Origin of the sequence: Lactococcus garvieae subsp. garvieae, assembly GCF_029024465.1 — a bacterium.
Taxonomy (GTDB): Bacteria; Bacillota; Bacilli; order Lactobacillales; family Streptococcaceae; genus Lactococcus; species Lactococcus garvieae.
The window spans coordinates 716,175-737,238 of record NZ_CP118950.1 but is presented as its reverse complement, the minus strand read 5'-3'; the positions used below and the strand labels follow the sequence as shown (position 1 = coordinate 737,238).

17 protein-coding genes are annotated in these 21,064 nt (G+C 40.8%); 8 read left to right on the top strand and 9 right to left on the bottom strand.

Features of this window, described 5'->3' with window-relative positions:
- The first annotated feature begins 84 nt into the window (after positions 1–84).
- Genes nrdH through nrdF form a run of 4 tightly spaced genes read left to right on the top strand, consistent with a single transcriptional unit; the run spans position 85 to position 3,942 of the window.
- Positions 85–303, top strand: a complete 219-nt coding sequence (gene nrdH, locus PYW30_RS03670; RefSeq protein WP_016170892.1) for a glutaredoxin-like protein NrdH — start codon at positions 85–87, stop codon at positions 301–303.
- Complete coding sequence (gene nrdI, locus PYW30_RS03665; RefSeq protein WP_004258293.1) at positions 300–719, top strand: class Ib ribonucleoside-diphosphate reductase assembly flavoprotein NrdI; 420 nt, start codon at positions 300–302, stop codon at positions 717–719. Before nrdH ends, nrdI begins: the two co-directional genes overlap by 4 nt.
- 53 nt (positions 720–772) lie before the next feature.
- Positions 773–2,941: a class 1b ribonucleoside-diphosphate reductase subunit alpha gene (gene nrdE, locus PYW30_RS03660; RefSeq protein ID WP_042218922.1), complete on the top strand. Its 2,169-nt coding sequence runs from the start codon at positions 773–775 to the stop codon at positions 2,939–2,941.
- A gap of 14 nt (positions 2,942–2,955) precedes the next feature.
- Positions 2,956–3,942, top strand: a complete 987-nt coding sequence (gene nrdF, locus PYW30_RS03655) for a class 1b ribonucleoside-diphosphate reductase subunit beta (RefSeq protein ID WP_042218921.1) — start codon at positions 2,956–2,958, stop codon at positions 3,940–3,942.
- Between the two features lie 42 nt (positions 3,943–3,984).
- On the opposite strand, the gene PYW30_RS03650 is transcribed toward nrdF, so the two are convergent.
- The 5 genes from PYW30_RS03650 to queG form a co-directional block, all read right to left on the bottom strand.
- Complete coding sequence (locus PYW30_RS03650) at positions 3,985–5,625, bottom strand: DUF6273 domain-containing protein (protein WP_042218919.1); 1,641 nt, start codon at positions 5,623–5,625, stop codon at positions 3,985–3,987.
- Between the two features lie 412 nt (positions 5,626–6,037).
- Positions 6,038–6,973, bottom strand: a complete 936-nt coding sequence (ftsX, locus tag PYW30_RS03645) for a permease-like cell division protein FtsX (RefSeq protein ID WP_004258310.1) — start codon at positions 6,971–6,973, stop codon at positions 6,038–6,040.
- On the bottom strand, positions 6,966–7,658 hold the full coding sequence (gene ftsE, locus PYW30_RS03640; protein ID WP_004258314.1) for a cell division ATP-binding protein FtsE: 693 nt from the start codon (positions 7,656–7,658) through the stop codon (positions 6,966–6,968). Before ftsE ends, ftsX begins: the two co-directional genes overlap by 8 nt.
- A gap of 210 nt (positions 7,659–7,868) precedes the next feature.
- On the bottom strand, positions 7,869–8,966 hold the full coding sequence (prfB, locus tag PYW30_RS03635; protein WP_004258317.1) for a peptide chain release factor 2: 1,098 nt from the start codon (positions 8,964–8,966) through the stop codon (positions 7,869–7,871).
- Between the two features lie 51 nt (positions 8,967–9,017).
- Positions 9,018–10,073 carry a tRNA epoxyqueuosine(34) reductase QueG gene (queG, locus tag PYW30_RS03630; RefSeq protein ID WP_042218916.1) on the bottom strand — a complete coding sequence of 352 codons (1,056 nt, stop codon included), beginning with the start codon at positions 10,071–10,073 and terminating at the stop codon, positions 9,018–9,020.
- A gap of 103 nt (positions 10,074–10,176) precedes the next feature.
- Here queG and PYW30_RS03625 point away from each other — a divergent pair, with 103 nt between their 5' ends.
- From PYW30_RS03625 to PYW30_RS03610, 4 genes are all read left to right on the top strand, one after another.
- Positions 10,177–11,802 (top strand): Rqc2 family fibronectin-binding protein, encoded by a 1,626-nt coding sequence (locus PYW30_RS03625; protein ID WP_014025062.1) that lies wholly within the window; start codon positions 10,177–10,179, stop codon positions 11,800–11,802.
- 281 nt (positions 11,803–12,083) lie between these two features.
- Positions 12,084–13,613 carry an ABC transporter ATP-binding protein gene (locus tag PYW30_RS03620; RefSeq protein ID WP_042218914.1) on the top strand — a complete coding sequence of 510 codons (1,530 nt, stop codon included), beginning with the start codon at positions 12,084–12,086 and terminating at the stop codon, positions 13,611–13,613.
- Positions 13,597–14,667, top strand: coding sequence for an ABC transporter permease (locus tag PYW30_RS03615; protein WP_004258331.1), 1,071 nt, complete (start codon positions 13,597–13,599; stop codon positions 14,665–14,667). The genes PYW30_RS03620 and PYW30_RS03615 overlap by 17 nt, the downstream gene beginning before the upstream one ends.
- The gene (locus PYW30_RS03610; protein ID WP_004258335.1) at positions 14,667–15,620 is read left to right on the top strand and encodes an ABC transporter permease; all 954 of its coding nucleotides are present in this window, start codon (positions 14,667–14,669) and stop codon (positions 15,618–15,620) included. Before PYW30_RS03615 ends, PYW30_RS03610 begins: the two co-directional genes overlap by 1 nt.
- 417 nt (positions 15,621–16,037) lie before the next feature.
- Here PYW30_RS03610 and PYW30_RS03605 read toward each other — a convergent pair whose 3' ends face one another.
- The 4 genes from PYW30_RS03605 to pfkA all read right to left on the bottom strand — a co-directional run bounded on the left by PYW30_RS03605 (position 16,038) and on the right by pfkA (position 21,024).
- Positions 16,038–17,069 carry an Rgg/GadR/MutR family transcriptional regulator gene (locus PYW30_RS03605; protein WP_042218943.1) on the bottom strand — a complete coding sequence of 344 codons (1,032 nt, stop codon included), beginning with the start codon at positions 17,067–17,069 and terminating at the stop codon, positions 16,038–16,040.
- A gap of 100 nt (positions 17,070–17,169) precedes the next feature.
- Positions 17,170–18,147: an L-lactate dehydrogenase gene (locus tag PYW30_RS03600; RefSeq protein ID WP_004258341.1), complete on the bottom strand. Its 978-nt coding sequence runs from the start codon at positions 18,145–18,147 to the stop codon at positions 17,170–17,172.
- A gap of 230 nt (positions 18,148–18,377) precedes the next feature.
- Positions 18,378–19,886 carry a pyruvate kinase gene (gene pyk, locus PYW30_RS03595; protein ID WP_014025066.1) on the bottom strand — a complete coding sequence of 503 codons (1,509 nt, stop codon included), beginning with the start codon at positions 19,884–19,886 and terminating at the stop codon, positions 18,378–18,380.
- A gap of 109 nt (positions 19,887–19,995) precedes the next feature.
- Positions 19,996–21,024, bottom strand: coding sequence for a 6-phosphofructokinase (pfkA, locus tag PYW30_RS03590; protein WP_004258348.1), 1,029 nt, complete (start codon positions 21,022–21,024; stop codon positions 19,996–19,998).
- Between the last annotated feature and the right edge of the window lie 40 nt (positions 21,025–21,064).

Sequence of the window (21,064 nt, the reverse complement as noted above, 5' to 3'; positions counted from 1 at the left end):
AATATCTAGTATCGATAACTTGACTAGGTATTTTTTTTATACTAAAATAAAAGAATAAAAATAATGAAAAATTGGAGAATAATTATGGTCACTGTATACTCAAAAAACAACTGCATGCAATGTAAAATGGTAAAAAAATGGCTCACAGAACATACTGTGGACTTTGAAGAAATTAACATTGACGAAAAACCAGAATTTGTTCAAACAGTGCTTGATATGGGATATCGTGCTGCACCTGTTGTTGTCAAAGGCGACGTTTCATTCTCTGGTTTCAATCCAAGCGAATTGGCAAAATTAGCATGAAATTAATCTATTTCAGTATCACTGGCCAAACACGCCGCTTTGTCAACAAAACCAATTTAGAGCATGAAGAAATTCTGCCCAACGATCCCGAATTTGAAGCAAATGAAGATTTCCTGATCATCGTCCCAAGTTATGCGGATGAAACTCCTGGAGCTGAAAAAAGCATGGACATCATGGACCCAGTCTTTGAGTTTATGTCCTATGCCAATAACGCACAATACTGCAAAGGCATTGTCGGTACAGGAAATCGAAATTTTGCTTCTTTATATATCTTTACCGCAAAAGAATTATCCGCTCAATTCCAAATTCCTATTGTTTACGATTTCGAATTTAATGGTACACCGAGCGATGTAGCTGCTGTTGAAGACATTGCAGCTCGATTGGATTCTGGAGCAAATATCAGTCTCAAACCGTAAATTTCACTAAAAATAAAAAATTAGCATGTGGGCGCAAAGCCCCGGAGAAATATATGTCACTTAAAAATCTTGAAGATGTTACGTACTTCACACTTAACAATCAAATCAATATCCCCGTTAACGGCTCTATTCCTTTAGCAAAAGATAAGGAAGCAATCACTGCCTTCTTCAAAGAAAATGTCGAGCCTAATACTTTCACTAAAGATACTTATGCCGAAAAAATTGAAGCGCTTCTAGAAGGTGATTATCTGGAAGAGGACTTCATCCGTAAGTATGAAATGAGTTTCATTGAGCAACTTCACCAAGAATTGTTGGACTTTGGCTTCCGTTTTGATAGCTTTATGGCTGCTTACAAGTTCTACAATCAATATGCCATGAAAAATAACGAAGGTACACTCTACCTTGAAAACTTTGAAGACCGCGTCTTGATGAACGCGCTCTACATGGCTGATGGTGATACAACACTTGCACGTAACTTGGCCTTTGCTATGGTGAATCGTCGCTACCAACCTGCCACTCCAACTTTCCTCAATGCTGGACGTAAACGTCGTGGTGAATTCGTCAGCTGTTTCCTTTTACAATTGACAGACGACATGAATTCGATTGGTCGTACCATTAACTCTGCCCTCCAACTTTCAAAAAATGGTGGTGGCGTTGGTCTTAACTTAACCAACTTACGGGGTGCCGGCGCACCCATCAAGGGTTATGATGGTGTTGCAGCAGGTGTGGTTCCCGTGATGAAACTTTTCGAAGATAGTTTTTCTTATGCTAACCAACTTGGACAACGTCAAGGGGCTGGTGTAGTATATCTTTCTATTTTCCACCCTGACATTATGGAATTCCTCTCAACGAAAAAAGAAAATGCGGATGAAAAAATCCGTGTAAAAACCTTGTCACTCGGTGTGACTGTTCCTGATAAATTCTACGAGCTCGCAGCTAAAGGTGAAGATATGTACCTCTTCGAGCCTTACTTTGTCGAAAAAGAATACGGCATGCCTTTTGCTCATGTCGATATTACAGCAGAATACGACAACATGCTGGCAAACGATAATATTCGTAAAATCAAAATCAGCGCACGTGAGTTGGAACAAGAACTTTCTAAACTTCAACAAGAGTCTGGTTATCCTTACATTGTAAACATCGATACAGTCAACAAAGCTAACCCTGTCGATGGTGTTATCTCGATGAGTAATCTTTGTTCTGAAATCCTTCAAGTTCAAACCCCTTCTGTCCTCAATGACGATCAAACTTATTCAACATTAGGAACTGACGTTGCTTGTAACTTGGGTTCGACAAATGTCATGAACATGATGACTTCAGGCGCAGACTTTGGAAGTTCTATTGAGTCAATGGTTCGTGCATTGACATTTATCTCTGAAACTTCAAATCTTGACTCTGTACCGACTGTGCGTAAAGGAAATAACGAAATGCGTGCCATTGGACTTGGTGCGATGGGGCTCCATTCTTTCCTCGCTAAAAATCATATCCATTACGACAGCAAAGCCGCTGTTGACTTTACAAGTGTTTACTTTATGCTCTTGAACTACTATACTTTAGTGGCCTCAAACACACTTGCAGTTGAACGCCAAGCGACCTTCAAAGACTTTGATAAATCTGCTTATGCTGACGGCTCTTACTTTGATAAATACCTTAATCATGACTATTTCGCTGCTGTTCCAGCGGAAATCCAAGAACTTTTCGCTGGCATTGCTGTCCCTGGTCCAGCGGAATGGGCTGCCTTAAAAGAAAAAGTCATGCAAGGTGGCCTTTACAATTCTTACCGTATGGCCGTTGCACCTAATGGATCAATTTCTTATATCAACGACTGCTCTTCTTCTATTCACCCGATCGTTAACCGTATCGAAGAACGTCAAGAAAAGAAAGTTGGTAAGATTTACTATCCAGCCGCTGGGCTTTCAACAGATACCATTCCTTATTACAAATCTGCTTACGATACAGACATGCGTGCTGTCATTGATGTTTACGCCGCTGCGACGGAACATGTCGATCAAGGTTTGTCTATGACCCTCTTCATGCGTTCAACTTTACCTGAAGGCCTTTATGAGTGGAAAATTGCAAATAATAAAATGACAACACGTGATTTGAGTATCTTGCGTAACTATGCTTACAATAAAGGAATCAAAACAATCTACTACGTCCGTACCTTTACAGACGATGAAGAGGAAGTTGGCTCAAACCAATGTGAAAGCTGTGTTGTTTAAAAAAAGGAAATACTATGTCTGAACAAAATAACCAAAAAGTCCCTACTTACCATGCAGCCATTAACTGGAATGCAATTGAAGATTCTATTGATAAATACACTTGGGAAAAACTGACCAGCCAGTTTTGGTTGGACACACGTGTCCCTGTTTCCAATGACCTTGACGATTGGCGCAAATTGCCCCAAGTTGAACGCGATACTTTTGCTAAAGCTTTTGCTGGCTTGACTCTCTTGGATACTTTACAATCTGTAGACGGTGCAGAGGTGCTCAAACATGATGCACGTACACCACAAGAAATCGCATGTTTCAACAATATCCAGTTTATGGAGTCCGTTCACGCCAAATCTTACTCGACAATCTTTAGTACCTTAAATACAAAATCAGAGATTGAAGAACTCTTTGATTGGGTCGATACAAATGTTTACATGCAAAAGAAAGCAGAAATCATCAACGCTATCTACCAAAATGGTACAGCCCTTCAGAAGAAAATTGCAAGTGTCTTCCTTGAAACTTGCCTCTTCTACTCTGGATTCTTCACACCGCTCTGGTATCTCGGCAATAACAAGATGATCAACTCTGCTGAAATCATCAAACTTATCATTCGTGATGAGAGTGTCCACGGCACTTATATCGGTTACAAGTTCCAACTTGGTTTCAACGAACTCTCTGAAGAAGAACAAAGTGAACTCCGCGATTGGATGTACAACTTGCTCTACGAACTTTATGAGAATGAAGAAGCTTATACACACTTGCTTTACGATGAAATCGGCTGGACAGATGAAGTCTTGAAATTCCTTCGTTACAATGCCAATAAGGCACTCATGAACTTAGGTCAAGATCCCCTCTTCCCCGATACAGCAGCTGATGTCAACTCTGTTGTCATGAACGGTATCTCTACTTCTTCATCAAACCATGACTTCTTTAGTCAAGTCGGTAACTCTTACTTGCTTGGTGAAGTTGAAGCCATGTCAGATGACGACTATACGATTGGGATAAAATAAAACAAAAAGATTAGGAATATGTTTTCCTAATCTTTTTTTGGTTTAGTTGGTTGGGTTGATGATTAAGGCTGGACGAATTCCTCCATTGGAACTGCCACTCGAACGAGGTTGAACGCCAAGAACCTCACCTTGGGTAGTTACAATCCAAGCATTCGTACCAGGTGTAGGAGTACGTAGCCACCACCAGCCTAGTGCAGCGGAACCTCGCTGTGCATGGTTAGGGAAGCCTAAGCCTGGGCCCGATAAGCGTGTGATATCCGCAAGAGAAAGGGCAAAAGCTCTCGCCGTTCCGCCGGGAAGCACTTGAGTCTGGTCTGCCGCAACGGCTCCCTCTAAATTATCAGGAATCCATCTCGTGCCACCTGTAAAGGTAACTGAAGCATCCGCAACTTCACCTGTCGTAAAGCTGTTGGCTACAGGCTGAACCATAGCTTGGACTGCAGGCTCAAGTTGGCCATACCAAGAAGTGAGTACACCTTCTTGCGCATCCCAAGACAAACTACGGAGGGCATCGTTTCGGATAATCATATGATTGCCGTTGCCCATGTCTTCAAGATAACGGTATTGCTCGCCCGCCATGGTAAAGATACGCCCGGGGTTCATCAGATGGAAGTTAAATGCTGAAGGGGCACTGTCTTCATTATAGGCAGGGTTTCCAGACTCATCGTCAGGGTTTCCAGGCTCATCATCCACAGCGTTATTTTTAAAGCCTTCAAGGAAATAATCCAGGTTAGGATCATGGATTTCCCCATCATTGATGAAATCCTCGCTATTGTCTGGGCTGAGCAGTTGGCTATCCACATGGATACCGTAATAATAAGTACCGTTGAAGACCGTCTCTTGGATAGCATTGGTCATCTCAGCCGCGTCCAGCAAGTAGGATGTGGCTGCTTCTGGCTCTAGCATAGAGGCCCAGTAAGCCCAGCCTGTGTGGTGATCGATAACCCAGAAATCGCCGATTTTTTGATTATTGGGCAAGTCAAACCACTGCGCCATGGTTAGTGGGGCGCGTTCTTGCTGGAGGTTTTGCGCTGTGGTACGCTCTGCACCATCTGGGGCGCCATGCCAGGTGGTGCCATTAGCACCATTGGTATACGTCACCCCTTCCGTCCAGTAAGCATCTGTACCGTCACCAGGATGGGTCAGCTCCTCTAAACCATCGGCCAAGTCACGGGCATGTCCCGCTGCGGCAGTACTTAAGTCCAGGTTGTTATGGTTAAAGGTGGGGAGATACCAAGGGGCAGATTGCCCCTCTCGACTCCACCCAAAGCTCAGGTTGGAATAGCGGTTAAAGGCAGCGCCCGTTCCTGTACGCATTCCGATCGCTGTCGCACTGGGGATATAAGGGGTCCATGTGTTGAGTTGCTCTCTTTCTGTCCCCGCAACCAGTGGTGTCGGAGCTGCAGCTCCTGTTTGTTGAGTTTCCAAATATTCGGACAAGCGGATACGGGCCATGATCGGTTGCTCGCCGTAGTTTTCCACAAAGACATCCTTGTTTTCCGTGTCTCTATTGTAGTAGTCGTGCACACGGCCGCCGACTTCGACTTGGATATTGTTTTCTCGGTCATTGAGGGCCTGTTGGTTGAAGGCTGTGAAGGCTGTGAAGGCGAAAGGCCCGCCGATTAAGCCAAGCAAGGAGAGGAGTGCGATGTTCCGTAGTTTACGTTTCTTTTCTGGTGTCATATGTTTTCCTCATTTCTATAGATAGATAAATGTAAATGCCAAAAAACGCTCCAAGGGGTCCCGAGCGTTTGGGTGCAAGTAAAAATGTGCGGTTGTCTACCTTACCACATGCTGTGCTGTGCTGTGCTGTGCTGTGCTGTGCTGTGCTGTGCTGTGCTGTGCTGTGCTGTGCTGTGCTGTGCTGTCTGATTATAAGTCATAGCATGTCCCTCATCAAGTCTTTTGTTATCATCAAGTAACAACAATAACATTTATATAATATTATTGTAATGTTTTTCTTATGATTTTCAAAATAATATCAGAGGCACTCTCCAATCCGGGCACTGCTTCTTTTCTCCGCTCAGAGTCTTCAGAGCCAGGGTTACTTGAGCAACAAAAAAAGTCCTGCTTCTTAGCAAGACTTTTTGTTTTTTTAAACTTTCAAGAAACGACGCATTGAAGTTACTGCTCCGAGTGAACCGATCAATATACCGATAAGGAAGAGTAAGCCAACCATCATTGGTACAAAGCTGTCTGCTGGAAGCAGATACAGACTTTGTGGTTTCAAGCTTGGTGTGAAGCTTGTGAAAGCAAGGTTGTAAAGCCAAGCAATCAATACACTTGGAACAATGGCTCCCAAGAGTCCAACCCAAGCGCCTTCCAGGAAGAATGGCCAACGAATGTAACCATTACGTGCTCCCACCAATCGCATAATCTGAATCTCACGTTGACGTGACATGATAGTGATACGAATTGTGTTTGAGATGAGGAAGATTGCAACTAAGATAAGCAGAGCTGCTGCTGCACCACCCCAAATCTTCACGTTATTCCCTAAAGCAAGGATACGTTCTGTATTGGCACCCCCATAGTTTGCAGATTGGATACCATCAATCTTCTTGATCGCACTGGCAACTTTCTCCACATCCTGTGGGTTATCTGCTTCAACGATATAAGCATCGTAGAGCGGGTTAGCATCACCTTGGAAAAGCGCCCAAGTGCTCCCCAATGTCTCTGTCAATTGCTTAAGCTGTTCATCTTTACTTGAGAACTTAATCGAAGCCACATCCGAAATTTTTTCAATTTCTGAATAAATTTTACGATAGTTTGGATTATCGATTTCTTTCTTAGGATTTTTTGGATCTTCAATTTTCTTGTCCATATCATGAACATTCAAATCCATATATGCAACGATACGTACATTTTTTTCAATATCACTTGACAATTTCGCCGTATTTAAAATAACTGAGAGAAATAGTCCGACTAAGGTCAAAGTAATCATTACAGATGAAACTGCTGCTACAGTCATCCATCCGTTACGACGGAGATTTTTCAGTGATTCCAATAAATGTTTAAATAAATTTCTAATCATCGTAACCGTAATCTCCTTCCGCTTGGTCTCGAACGATACGTCCGTTTTCAATAGCTACAACGCGGTGACGTAATGTGTTTACGATTTGGCTGTTGTGGGTTGCCATGAGAACAGTCGTTCCTTGCAAGTTAATTTTTTCGAGCAAATTCATAATTTCCCATGAATTTTCTGGGTCCAAATTTCCTGTAGGTTCGTCAGCAATCAAGAGTTTAGGCGCATTAGCGATTGAACGTGCAATAGCTACACGCTGTTGTTCCCCCCCTGAAAGTTCATCAGGGAAAGAACGTAATTTATGTTTTAGACCTACGAGATCCAAAACTTCATTCACACGTTTTTTGATTTCACGTGGACGTTTTCCGACAACTTCCATCGCATAAGCGATGTTCTCATATACAGTCTTCTTCGGCAAGAGTTTGTAGTCTTGGAAGACAACTCCTACAGAACGACGCAGTAAGGGAACTTCACGGCGTTTAAGTTTCATCAAGTCAAATTTTGCAACGACACCTGTCCCTTTGTCAATTTTTAGTTCATGGTAGAGCAACTTAATAAAGGTCGACTTACCAGCTCCAGACGGTCCAACAATATAAACAAATTCTCCTGCTTCGATGTCAAGAGAGATGTTACGTAAGGCTGTTGTTCCGTTAGAGTATTTTTTTGATACATTATTTAATTTAATAATACTCATTATCCCTAGTCTCCATTGAATTGTTTTGCAACTTTTTTCTTCCTCATCCTCTCTATAAGATAGGGATGAGAATTCTTTTTTTGAAACCACTCTTTCTGCTTCAAAAAAAACAAAGTTCTTCTCATTATACCAGATAAAAAGATTTTTAGGTGTAATTTACTTTACTTTTTTTCTTTAAAGTTACAAATGGATTTCTAAAAAATGACTAACTTACATTTTCCAACGTAGGTAAGCGTGGATAAAGCCATCAAGATCGCCATCCATTACTTTATCGATTTGTCCTGTCTCATACTCTGTTCTTGTATCCTTGACCAGTTGGTAAGGCATAAAGACATAAGAGCGAATTTGGCTTCCCCAAGAGATGTCTGACTGATCACCACGAAGTTCATCGACTTCGGCTTGTTTTTTATCCATCTCTAATTGATAAAGTTTTGATTTCAGCATGGCCATCGCTTTGTCTCGGTTACCATATTGCGTACGGTCCATTGTAGAAGCAACCACAATCCCTGTAGGAACGTGTGTCAAACGTACACCCGTTGAGACTTTATTGACGTTTTGTCCACCTGCACCACCTGAGCGGAAAGTGTCCATTTTAATATCTGCATCGCGAACATCGACTTCCACTGTATCATCAAGTTCGGGCATGACATCTACTGAAGTAAATGAAGTATGGCGACGATTTTGTGAGTCAAAAGGCGAGATACGGACCAAGCGATGTACCCCTTTTTCTCCTCGTAAAAAGCCATAGGCATTGCGCCCCTCAAATTTTAATGTGGCTGATTTTAGACCTGCAACATCTCCATCTTGATAATCCAAAACTTCCACCTTGAAGCCATGTGCAGCGCCCCAGCGCTCATACATGCGCATGAGCATGCTGCCCCAATCTTGTGACTCTGTCCCCCCTGATCCGGGGTGAATCTCCAAGATTGCATTCATGTGGTCATAAGGTTGATTGAGCATGATTTCTAACTCGTAAGTTTCAATCTTTTTACCCAACTTCTCGACATTTTCTTCAAGCTCGACTTGCATATCTTCATCGTCTTCTTCCTGAAGCATTTCCAACATTACTTCACTGTCCTCATGAAGTGTTGCTATTGACATGAAGTTTTCATACTTTGCCTTCAGCGCGTTTGATTCGTCAATAACTTTTTGCGCAGCTTCATTGTCATTCCAAAAATCAGGCTCAGCCATGTCATTATCAAGCAAAGCGATTTCTTCTTCCAGGCGATCTAAGTCAAGTGAGCCACGAAAATCTTCGACTTTCTGACCATATGCCTCTAGTTTGTTTCTAATTTCAGATAGTTCCATAGGCTCTATTTTAGCATATTTGTCCAAAAAAAGACAGCAGCTCTAAGGCTCCTATCTTTTTCGTGGTCTCATACGATGCTTGTTTTCCAGTTTTTCAATCGCCCACTCGGCAGCATCCACCATGTAATCCCTGACATCATTTTCAGCGATGTCGTGTAACTTAGGTAAAACGGAGCGATCATTTGCATTGCCCAAGGCATAGACAGCATTCCGCTGGATGGGATTCTTCCCTCGCCAACTTCCTGCCATATTGCCAAATTTATTCGCAAACTCTTTATTGGATAAATCCAAAAGTGGGAGCAACTCTGGATTTGTTAAATCTGGATCTGGTTCCATTTCAGGGTGAAAATGACTGTTTATTCCTTTATTATAGGGACAAACCACTTGGCAAATATCACAACCATAAATGACCGTTTTAATTTTTTCACGGTATTCTTCTGGCATTGCCCCTCGTGTTTGCGTTTGATAAGATAAGCAACGCTGTGCATTTAAACGCCCATCCCCTAAAAGAGCCTTCGTCGGACAAAAATCAACACAGCGGGTACAAGAACCACAACCATAATCGACAGGCTGATCTTCCTCAATATCTAAATTGGTCACCAGTTCGCCCAAAAACATCCAAGAACCATATTCTTTACTGACGAGTAAACCATTTTTCCCCACAAAGCCCAAACCTGCACGCGCAGCAACAGCGACATCCACAAGGGTTCCTGTATCCACCATCGCTGTGTAGTTAAAATCACCCGCTATTTTTTCTATGCCTTCCGCAAGTTCTTTTAACTTTCGCCGAAGCACATGATGATAATCTTCACCCCAACTTCCTCGGGAGAAGGAACCTCGACGATATTCTGTTTTTTCGGGCTTTTCTTCTGCCTTGTTAGGATAGGCTATACCAATGGATATGATTGTTTTTGCATCTTCAAGAGACAACTTTGGTTGTAAACGCTCATCAAGATTTTTATGCTCAAAGCCAGAGGTATGCCCTGCTTCTTTCTGTTCAATCAAAGAGGCACGAAGGTATTCAAAATCATCCGCTTTTGTAAATCCAATTTTTTGAATATTGAGGTCTGCCGCAAGCTTTTGTATCTCTTCTTTTAAACTTTTCATCTGTTAAACCTTTCTTTATAGACATCTTAACATAATTTTTACCAACAGCCTTCATAATTATGTTAAAATAAGCATTAGATTATTAAGAAACACGGGGTAAAACATGGCTTTCGACGGTATTTTTTTACATCATATGACAGCTGAAATTTCTGAAATCCTTAAAGGAGGACGCATTCAAAAAATTAATCAACCTTTTGAACAAGAGCTTCTTTTAACGGTTCGTTCAGGAAGAACATCACATAAATTATTATTATCTGCGCATCCAACTTTCGGCAGAATCCAAATCACTAAGACAGACTTCCAAAATCCTCAAAATCCCAATAATTTTGTCATGATTTTACGCAAGTACCTGTCGGGCGCTTTTATTGAAGATATTGAGCAAGTAGGCAATGACCGCCAGTTGATTTTCCATATCTCAACCAAAGATGAAATTGGTGATGCCATGAAGATTGCACTGGTTGCCGAAATCATGGGGAAACACAGTAATATTATCCTCATGGATAAAAGCAGCAATAAAATCATCGAAACCATTAAACATGTCGGTTTTTCGCAAAATCAATACCGTACTCTTCTTCCGGGATCGACTTATATCGCCCCGCCAGCAAGCGATAAGGTTGATCCTTTTACTGCTTCTGACGAAAAGATTTTTGAGGCACTACAGACACAGACCTTGCAGTCCACCTTTCAAGGTATCGGACGGGATAGTCTCCAAGCTTTAGAGAACTTGACACTTCCAGAATTCAAGGAAAGACTGCATCACGTTCTCCCTTCTATCTATCCCAATGACAAATTTTCTGCCATTCAACTCGCTGAAGACTATCAAGAATTTCCTAGCTTATCTGAAATGCTCGATGTTTATTATGCAGACAAAGCTGAGCGGGATCGTGTCAAACAGGTTGCCAGCGAAGTGATCAAAAAAGTTCAAAATGAACTGAAGAAAAATCGCGATAAGCTTAAAAAACAGGAAGCGGAGTTACGTGCTACAGAGAATGCGGAAATCTTCCGCCAAAAAGGAGAGTTGCTTACAACCTTCCTTCATCAAGTTCCAAACGATAAGCCTGAAGTGACTTTAGATAATTATTATACCAATGAGCCAATCACGATTAGCTTAAATCTTGCACTCAGTCCTTCACAAAATGCCCAACGCTACTTCCATCGTTACCAAAAATTAAAACAGGCTGTGAAGTTCCTTGGCGATCAAATCGCCAACACTAAACAGACGATTTCTTACTTGGAATCTGTTGAAGCCAACCTTACACACGCCGACGTCGTTGAAATTGCTGACATCCGTGAAGAACTCATCCAAACAGGATTTGTTAAAGCCAAATATCGTAACAATAAAAAGCAAAAAATGCTACCGCCAGAAAAGTATCAAGCTGAAGATGGAACCATTATCCTTGTCGGTAAAAATAACCTTCAAAATGAGCAAGTCAGCTTTAAACTCAGTCGTAAAGGTGATCTCTGGTTCCATGTGAAGGACATTCCTGGTTCACACGTCCTCATTACTGGCAATGCAAATCCGTCAGATGAAACGATTACTTTTGCCGGTGAACTTGCTGCTTATTTTTCAAAAGCCCGTTATTCTAACTTGGTGCAAGTGGATATGATTGATGTGAAGAAACTTCATAAACCAACAGGAACGCCGCCTGGTTTTGTGACTTATACAGGTCAAAAAACCATTCGTGTTACACCTGATGAGTCCGTCATCAAAAATGCAAGAATAAAATAAAAAAAAGTTCACATATAATTTTTGTGAACTTTTTAGTTTATCAAAGTCCCGTTCAATTTTCATGTAAAAATTGTCAAAAACCCTTTAAAACACTGAAAATCTTAACAATATATGAAAACGCTTCATTTTCAAGTGTAGAAAGTTCTTTATAAAAGCCCTAATATTTGTTATAATAAAATGTAATTATTTTGTCTAAAGTGCAGATATATTAGGGCTTTCCAGTAAGTCTTTCTTTTTTAACTTTAGGCATAATGTCATAAAATTTTTTAGAAGGAGCCGCCATGGCCAACGAAAATGTTATCCAAATGATCAACGTTACCAAAAAGTTTGGTGACTTTGTCGCAAACGACAAGATCAACTTGGAGCTGAAAAAAGGTGAAATTCACGCCTTGCTCGGTGAAAATGGTGCCGGTAAATCAACTCTGATGAACATGCTCTCTGGTCTTCTGGAACCAACAGAAGGTGAGATTCATGTTAACGGCAAACTCGAGCAAATAGACTCTCCAACAAAAGCTTCTCAGCTTGGTATCGGTATGGTTCACCAGCATTTCATGCTGATTGATGCCTTTACTGTTACTGAAAATATCATGCTCGGAAGTGAAGTGACGAAAGGCTTAAGCCTTGACCTTAAAACAGCTCGAAATAAAATCGTGGAATTGTCAAAACGTTATGGACTTTCTGTCGAACCCGATGCACTTGTTCGCGATATCTCTGTTGGACAGCAGCAACGTGTCGAGATTTTAAAGACACTTTATCGTGGAGCAGATATCTTAATTTTTGATGAACCTACAGCTGTGCTGACTCCCTCTGAAATCACTGAGCTCATGGAAATCATGCGCAACTTGGTTAAAGAAGGCAAGTCCATTATTCTTATTACCCACAAGCTCGATGAAATTCGTGCGGTAGCCGATCGTATTACTGTTATTCGCCGAGGTGTTTCTATTGAAACGGTCGAACTGGGAGATAAGTCCAATAAAGAACTGGCTGAAATGATGGTGGGGCGTTCCGTATCCTTCAAAACGGAAAAAGAAGCTGCTCAACCACAGGACGTTGTGCTCTGTATTGATAATATTTCGGTTAAAGAAAAACGTGGTTCCTTCGCTGTAAAAGGTCTCTCTTTAGATGTGCGTGCTGGTGAGATTGTCGGTCTTGCTGGTATTGATGGCAATGGTCAAACAGAATTGATTAAGGCGATCACTGGTTTGATGAAAATCGATTCTGGTTCTGTTAAACTCAAAGGTAAAGACATCACCACTCACAAGCCTCGTAAGATTATCGAAGACTCTGTGGGGCACGTTCCAGAGGACCGTCACCGTGACGGTGCCGTACTCGAAATGACTGTTGCTGAAAATATTGCGCTTCAAACTTACTATAAGGCGCCACTAAGTAAGTACGGTTTCTTGGACTACAATAAAATCAATGCTAAAGCTCGCGAACTCATGGAAGAATTTGATGTCCGCGGTGCCAGTGAACAAATTCCTTTCAAATCCCTTTCAGGTGGGAACCAACAAAAAGCGGTTATTGCGCGTGAAGTCGATCGTAATCCTGACTTGCTCATTGTTGCTCAACCCACACGTGGGCTTGATGTCGGTGCGATTGAATATATCCACAAACGCTTGATTCAAGCACGTGATGAAGGAAAAGCTGTGCTCGTTGTATCTTTTGAATTAGATGAAATTCTGAATGTTTCGGACCGTATTGCTGTTATTCACGATGGACAAATTCAAGGAATTGTCAGTCCTGAAACGACAAGCAAACAAGAACTCGGAATTCTCATGGTCGGAGGTAATATCAATGAACAGCAAAACTAAAAAAATCCTTGTGCCTGTTATTGCCGTACTTTCTGGTTTCTTAATTGGTGCAATCATCATGCTCATCTTCGGCTTTAATCCAATATATGGTTACGAAGATTTAATTATCGGTGCCTTTGGTACACCACGTGCTATTGGTGAAACACTTCAAACAATGGGGCCTTTGATTCTTTGTGCTCTCGGTTTCTCTGTTGGTATGAAGGCCGGTCTCTTTAATATCGGTATGTCAGGTCAGGCTCTTGCAGGTTGGATTATGTCTATGTGGTTTGCCCTCAGTTTCCCTGACATCCCTAAACCGATTATGATTCCCTTGGTAATTATTATCGGTATGCTCTTTGGAGCTCTCATGGGTGCAATTCCTGGTATCTTACGTGCTTTCTTAGGTACTTCGGAAGTTATCACTACAATCATGCTTAACTATGTCATCCTCTTTATGTCAACCTTCTTGATTCATGATGTCTTTAGTTCAAAAATCATGATGCCAAACTCAACGGACCAAACAAAATTGATAAGCGCAAATGCTTCCTTCCGTACAGGCTGGTTGTCAGATTTGACAAATAATTCAACCTTGAATATTGGACTTTTTATTGCTTTAATCGTGCTTGTCATTATGGCGATTGTTCTTTCGAAGACTACACTTGGTTTTGAAATCAAGTCTGTCGGTTTAAATCCAGAAGCTTCGGAGTATGCAGGGATTTCAGCCAAACGGACCATCATTATGTCAATGTTAGTTGCCGGAGCTCTCTCTGGACTGGGTGGTGTAGTGTACGGTTTTGGTTACATGCAAAACTTCGTCACACAATCGGCAACACTAGATATTGGTTTCAACGGTATGGCTGTTGCCCTCTTGGGTGAAACAAATCCTGTTGGTATTCTGTTTGCTGCCTTCTTGTTCTCAATGCTTCAAACGGGTTCAGGTAATATGAGTAATATCGATAATATCCCGCCGCAAATTGTACAGATTGTCACAGCTACAATCATCTTCTTTATTGCCGTGAAATATATTATCGAAAAAGTTCTCCCAAATATTAAGAAGAAAGGAGAAAAAGCATAATGAATATTGTAGATACATTGCAAATTATTGTTGCAAATATGCTTATTTACTCAACGCCTTTAATTTTTACAAGTATCGGTGGAGTATTCTCTGAACGTGGTGGTATCGTCAACGTTGGTTTAGAAGGTATTATGACAATGGGAGCTTTCAGTTCTGTCGTCTTTAATCTTACTTTCACAGAAACATTTGGTGGGATGACACCTTGGCTCTCTATCCTCTTTGGTGCATTTATCGGTGGGGTCTTCTCTCTGATTCATGCAGTAGCAACCATTAACTTCCGCGCCGATCATATCGTCTCAGGTACGGTTCTTAACTTAATGGCTCCTGCGCTTGGCGTATTCTTAATTCAAACGTTTTATAATGCTGGGCAAGTAAACATCACTAACCAGATTGGTTACTGGAATTTCCCTGTCCTCTCAAAAATTCCTGTGATTGGGAAAATTTTCTTCTCACAAACTTCACTCCCAGGTTTCCTCGCAATTCTCGTTGCCTTCCTCTCTTGGTATCTTCTCTTTAAAACAAAATTCGGACTTCGTCTCCGCTCTGTAGGTGAAAACCCTCAGGCAGCAGATACTCTCGGTATCAATGTTTACCTTATGCGTTATGCTGGGGTTATCATCTCCGGTATCCTCGGTGGTATTGGTGGTGCAATTTATGCCCAATCTATCTCAGGTAACTTCTCTGTGGCTACAATCGCAGGACAAGGTTTCATCTCATTGGCTGCTATGATCTTCGGTAAATGGAATCCCGTTGGAGCGATGCTTGCTTCCCTCCTCTTTGGACTTTCTACCTCACTCGCTGTTGTAGGTGGACAAATTCCTGTTATTAAAGAAATTCCTTCTGCTTTCCTCCAAATGGCACCATACGTCGTAACAATCATCGTACTTGCGGCCTTTCTTGGAAAAGCTGTGGCACCAAAAGCCGACGGTGTTAACTATATTAAAACGAAATAAAATAAAAAAGCATTTCATCTTGAGATGCTTTTTTTATTTTATAAAATTAAGCCGAATCATTTATCACAAGTTACTTCTTTATTTTCACAATAAGTTTTTTGAGGAAGTAAATGAATGCGATAATTAAAACTATGATTGCTATAAAAACTATACTGACTAAGATCAATTATTATACACCTCCCTCTTATTCGAAATTCTATCCTGCCTCGAATTTACCCTGTCCGAGAGATTATGTTGTGTAATGGGGTATTACATCTAATATAGGCTACTGCATGATACCATGATCAACTTTTATATTCACGAGAAGAATATTCTTAATACCTCTCTGCTTTAAAAGTAACACTTCAGATGGTAAAAATCCCTTTAAACATAAATCCTCTAGAACGTTTTGATCATCCATATTTAAGGAAAGGTATCCTACTTTACATAGCTTTCATAATTTTTCTGATACCAGTTTGTCATCAGTCCATCATACATATAAGAGGCTTTACAAATAGACTCCATGGTTATTTTATACTGGGCTTTTCCGGTTTGTTTGTACTTAAATAAACACTCCACAAAGAGGCAAGCAATTTTTGCAAGTTCATCTGTTTCTTGGACAAATTCTCTCGCAAATTCCAAGAAATATGCTGCTTCAATAAGATTATTTTCACTTAGCTTTAAGAGCGTTATTTCAAGACCAGCCAAAACTAAACGCCTTTGGCTGGTGTTTTTTTCCTTAAAAATTGTTTTAGAAGACAGCACTCTTTCGCAGACCAACTTCAAATGGTCTGCGCTTAAAAACTTAGCACCGTATTGAAAAACAAAGAGCTCTTGATTGGTCCAATATTCTCTTGTAATAAAATACTTTTTTATTTCTAGTCTCTCTTGTTCAGAAACTTTCTCCAACATTCCTTTGAGGCAAAGGGCGAGGAAAAAATACTCACTACACTCATTAAGCGCCTCATATAAACTGTTCAGCTTCGTAGTATCGGCACTGTAATAAGCAATATCTATCTGCTTCAGCAAAGATTCTATAGGACTTTCACTTCCTTTGTCAAGGAGAGAACAATAATCTTCCAGACTTGTATCCATCTCCATAAGCATCGCATATAGTTTATCAAACTCAAACATAATTATCCCTGACTCAAAAAGTTTCAGTTGTGCCTCAGAAATGGAAAGATGTATAAAGGATTCTCGGGAAAAACCGTTTTGTTTTCTTATTTTGGAAAATATTTTTCCATATCTAGCATATATTTTTTCTTGATGTGCCACATGATAAAAATCAATAATATTCAAGTCTATACTTTCCAATAAAGCCTCTAGTTTAGCGATAGGGAAAACAGTCTCCCCTCGCTCGTAACGGGAGAGACTCCTAGGCGGAACGATATGCTCGAAATCCTTTAGCGACAGCTTTCTCCTCTTCCTTATCGTTTGAAATACTTTGCCATAGTGCACTTTTTTAGCCATGTCATATCTCTTCCCCAACTTTTCATTCTTATTATTTAACACGAAAAAAAATTGAAAAATGCACAAAAAAAAATACCTAAATTTAGGTATTTTTTTATGCTTAGTTTTTAGATGCTGAAGCAAACTCTTCTTTTGAGAACGCTTCATCAAGAATAGTTTTAAGTTGTTTAGCTGAAGCTTGCATTTTTTGCAATTCAGCGTCGTTCAATGGAATGTTGACTGGACGAACGATACCTTTATCACCAACGATAGCTGGTTGACCAATGTAAAGTCCTTCAACGCCTTCGTATTGACCTTCTTGGAAAGTTGAAAGTGGCAATACAGCATTTTCGTTGTCAAGGATAGCTTTTGTGATACGTGCAAGAGCTACAGCGATACCATAGAATGTCGCACCTTTTTTCTCGATGATAGAGTAAGCAGCGTCACGAACTGATTCGAAAAGTTCAACCAATTCTTCTTCTTTAACGCCTTGAGTATCTTTGAGGAATTCTTCAAGGTTAACACCCGCAACGTTAGCGTGTGACCATACAGCAAACTCAGAGTCACCGTGTTCACCCATGATATAAGCGTGAACTGAACGTGCATCAATATCAAGTTTTTCAGCCAATGCTTGACGGAAACGTGCTGAGTCAAGTGAAGTACCAGAACCGATAACACGTTCTTTAGGGAAACCAGAGAATTTCCAAGTTGCATATGTCAAAATATCAACAGGGTTAGCGGCAACAAGGAAGATACCATCGAAACCAGATGCTACAATTTCAGTAACAACTTGTTTAGTGATACGCAAGTTTTTCTCAACAAGATCCAAACGCGTTTCACCTGGTTTTTGTGGTGCACCTGAAGTCAAGACAACCAAATCAGCATCATGAGCATCGGAGTAATCTGCTGAATAGATTTTCTTAGGAGATGTGAACGCAAGAGCGTGTGAAAGGTCTTCTGCATCACCTTGTGTTTTTTCTTTGAAAATATCTACGATACCCAATTCTTGGGCGATTCCTTGGTTTACAAGTGAGAAAGCATAGCTTGAACCTACGGCACCATCACCAACGAGGATAACTTTTTTATGTTGTTTAGTCATAATTTGTTCATTCCTTTCCTGAATGCAATAATAATGTTTACTTTATTATTATAGCATTTTTTCACATTCTTGTCACATTGGAAAGTGATTTATATCACATTATAACGCTTACATTTAAAGTGGAATACGTTTATATTTCTTGGGCTTTGAATAAAGAAAATCAATCAAAAAAAAGCACCACATTGGGTGCTTTTTTATTTCCGAGCAAAAACTGCTCTTGAATTTTTTTATTATTTGATTGTACGGATACGCATTGTGTTTGTACGTCCTGAACCAACTGGAACACCAGCAACGATAACGATGTTATCACCTGATTCAACAAGACCTGAAGCCAAGGCAGCTTTTTCAGCTACTTCGAACATATCGTCTGTTGAAGCTGGTTTGTCCATGAGCATTGGGATAACACCCCAGTTGATCATCAATCCACGTTCAACTTTTTCATCAAAAGTGATGGCCAAGATGTCAGCTTCTGGACGGTATTTAGAGATCAAACGAGCAGTTGCTCCTGACTCAGTCAAAGCCACGATAAGTTTAACTTCCATTGATTCTGCAGCGTTTTTAACTGCTGATGCTACAACTTCTGTTACTGAATCTTTATCGAAGTTTTCTGGGTGAAGACGTCCGTATTCTTTCAACAATGTTTGAGCGTTTTTGTTAACTGTAGCCATTGTACGAACTGATTCACGTGGGTATTTACCGTTAGCTGACTCACCTGAAAGCATAGTTGCATCAGTACCGTCGATAACAGCGTTAAAGACGTCAGAGATTTCAGAACGTGTTGCACGTGGTTTTTCAGTCATAGACTCAAGCATGTTTGTTGCTGTAACAACGATTTTACCTGCTTGGTTAACTTTACGGATGATTTCTTTTTGGAAGACTGGAACCATTTCAAATGGTACTTCGATACCCATGTCACCACGAGCAATCATGATACCATCAGCTGTATCGATGATTTCATCAAGGTTATCAATACCTTGTTGGTTTTCGATTTTAGCCAAAAGTTGAACGTGTGTGTTACCAGTTTCTTCAAGGATAGCACGTACTTCGTTAACGTCTTTAGCAGTACGTACGAATGAGATAGCGATGAAGTTTAAACCATTTGGTTGTGAAAGACCGAAACGGATATCGTCGTTGTCACGTTCTGCAAGAGCTGGGAAAGGAATTGTAGTGTTAGGAATGTTAACACCTTTTTGTTTACCAATAGCACCGTCATTTTGTGCAACAACATCGAATTCGCGTGCTTCAACGTCTTTAGCAGCTACTGTAAGACCCAATTTACCATCATCGATAAGGATAGTTTGACCAACTTCAACATCATCAAAGATATCAAGACCACCAGCAACGTTCAAGGCAATGTTATCACGCGTTGATTTCAAACCTTGTTTTGTAGAAACGCGGAATTGGTCACCAGTAACATATTTGTATTCGTCTGCACCATCTTCGTACACTTCTGTACGCATTTCTGGACCTTTAGTATCAAGCAAGAAACCAACTTTACGGCCAGCAATTTCTTCTGCACGAAGTACAGTTGCCATACGAGCCGCTTGTTCAGCGTGGTCACCGTGAGAGAAGTTAAAACGGAAAACGTCAGCACCTTCTTTGATCAAATCAGCAATGGTTTGTGCTGATGTTTCAACATCAAGCTCTTCTCCCCAGTATCCTTTTTCTCCGAATTTTTTACCGCCACGAGTTTCTACTGCAGGGCCAAGTGTTGAGACGATTTTTACACGTTTGTTCATTTTGAGTAATTCTCCTATTTTTATAAATGTACTCATTATTTAGTCAATGTGAGCATTCAGTGTTTTAACTTCACTCTGACATCAACCAAATAAGATTACTAACAATAACTTAATTAAATTTGATGTCAAGATTGTTTAAATCAGCGTTTAAACGATAGAGCTCCAATCCAGCTTTGTGTGGATTGTTGACAACGATTTTACCTTCATCTGTCAGACTGAAAAGGGCATTTTCTTCTGCAGTACCAAGGATTGGGCTTTCGACAAGTTGTTCGTTACGGACACCGACAGCAACACCGCCAATACCATCACGAAGCAATTCTACTGCACGAGCACCCATGCGTGATGCAAGAACGCGATCGCGCGCTGTAGGTGATCCACCACGTTGGATGTGACCAAGAACAGATACACGAAGGTCAGAATCATCACCAGCAGCTTTAAGCTTCATGGCAAATTCTTCACCCGACATAACGCCTTCAGCAACTACGATGATGTGGTGGTTTTTACCTTTAGCATATCCTGATTTGATATTACGTACGATACTTTCAAATTTGAATTCTTTTTCAGGAATTGCAATATCATCAGCACCTGCAGCGATACCAGACCAAAGCGCGATATCTCCAGCGTTACGTCCCATAACTTCAACAACGAAAGTACGGTGGTGAGATGATGATGTATCACGAATTTTATCAATGGCATCCACAACTGTAGAAACAGCTGTATCGAAACCGATTGTGAAATCTGTACCAACGATGTCGTTATCAATAGTACCTGGAAGTCCTACTGCTGGGAAGCCATGCTCAGTCAAGCGCATTGCACCATGATAAGAACCATCACCACCAATAACAACAACACCCTCGATGCCATGTTTTTTAAGTTGCTCGATACCCGCAAGTTGCCCTTCAAGTTGAGCAAACTCTGGGAAACGTGCTGAATACAAGAATGTACCGCCACGTCCAACTTTATCACCAACACTTGCAGATGTTAGTGGGAAAATATCGCCCGCTACCATCCCTGCATATCCGTGGTTGATACCGTAAACTTCGATACCTTCAGAAATCGCTTTACGAACAACAGCACGAATAGCTGCGTTCATACCTGGTGCATCACCACCAGAAGTCAAAACTGCAATGCGTTTCATTAAAGTTTTTTCCTCCATCATATCTGATACTTATATTTGC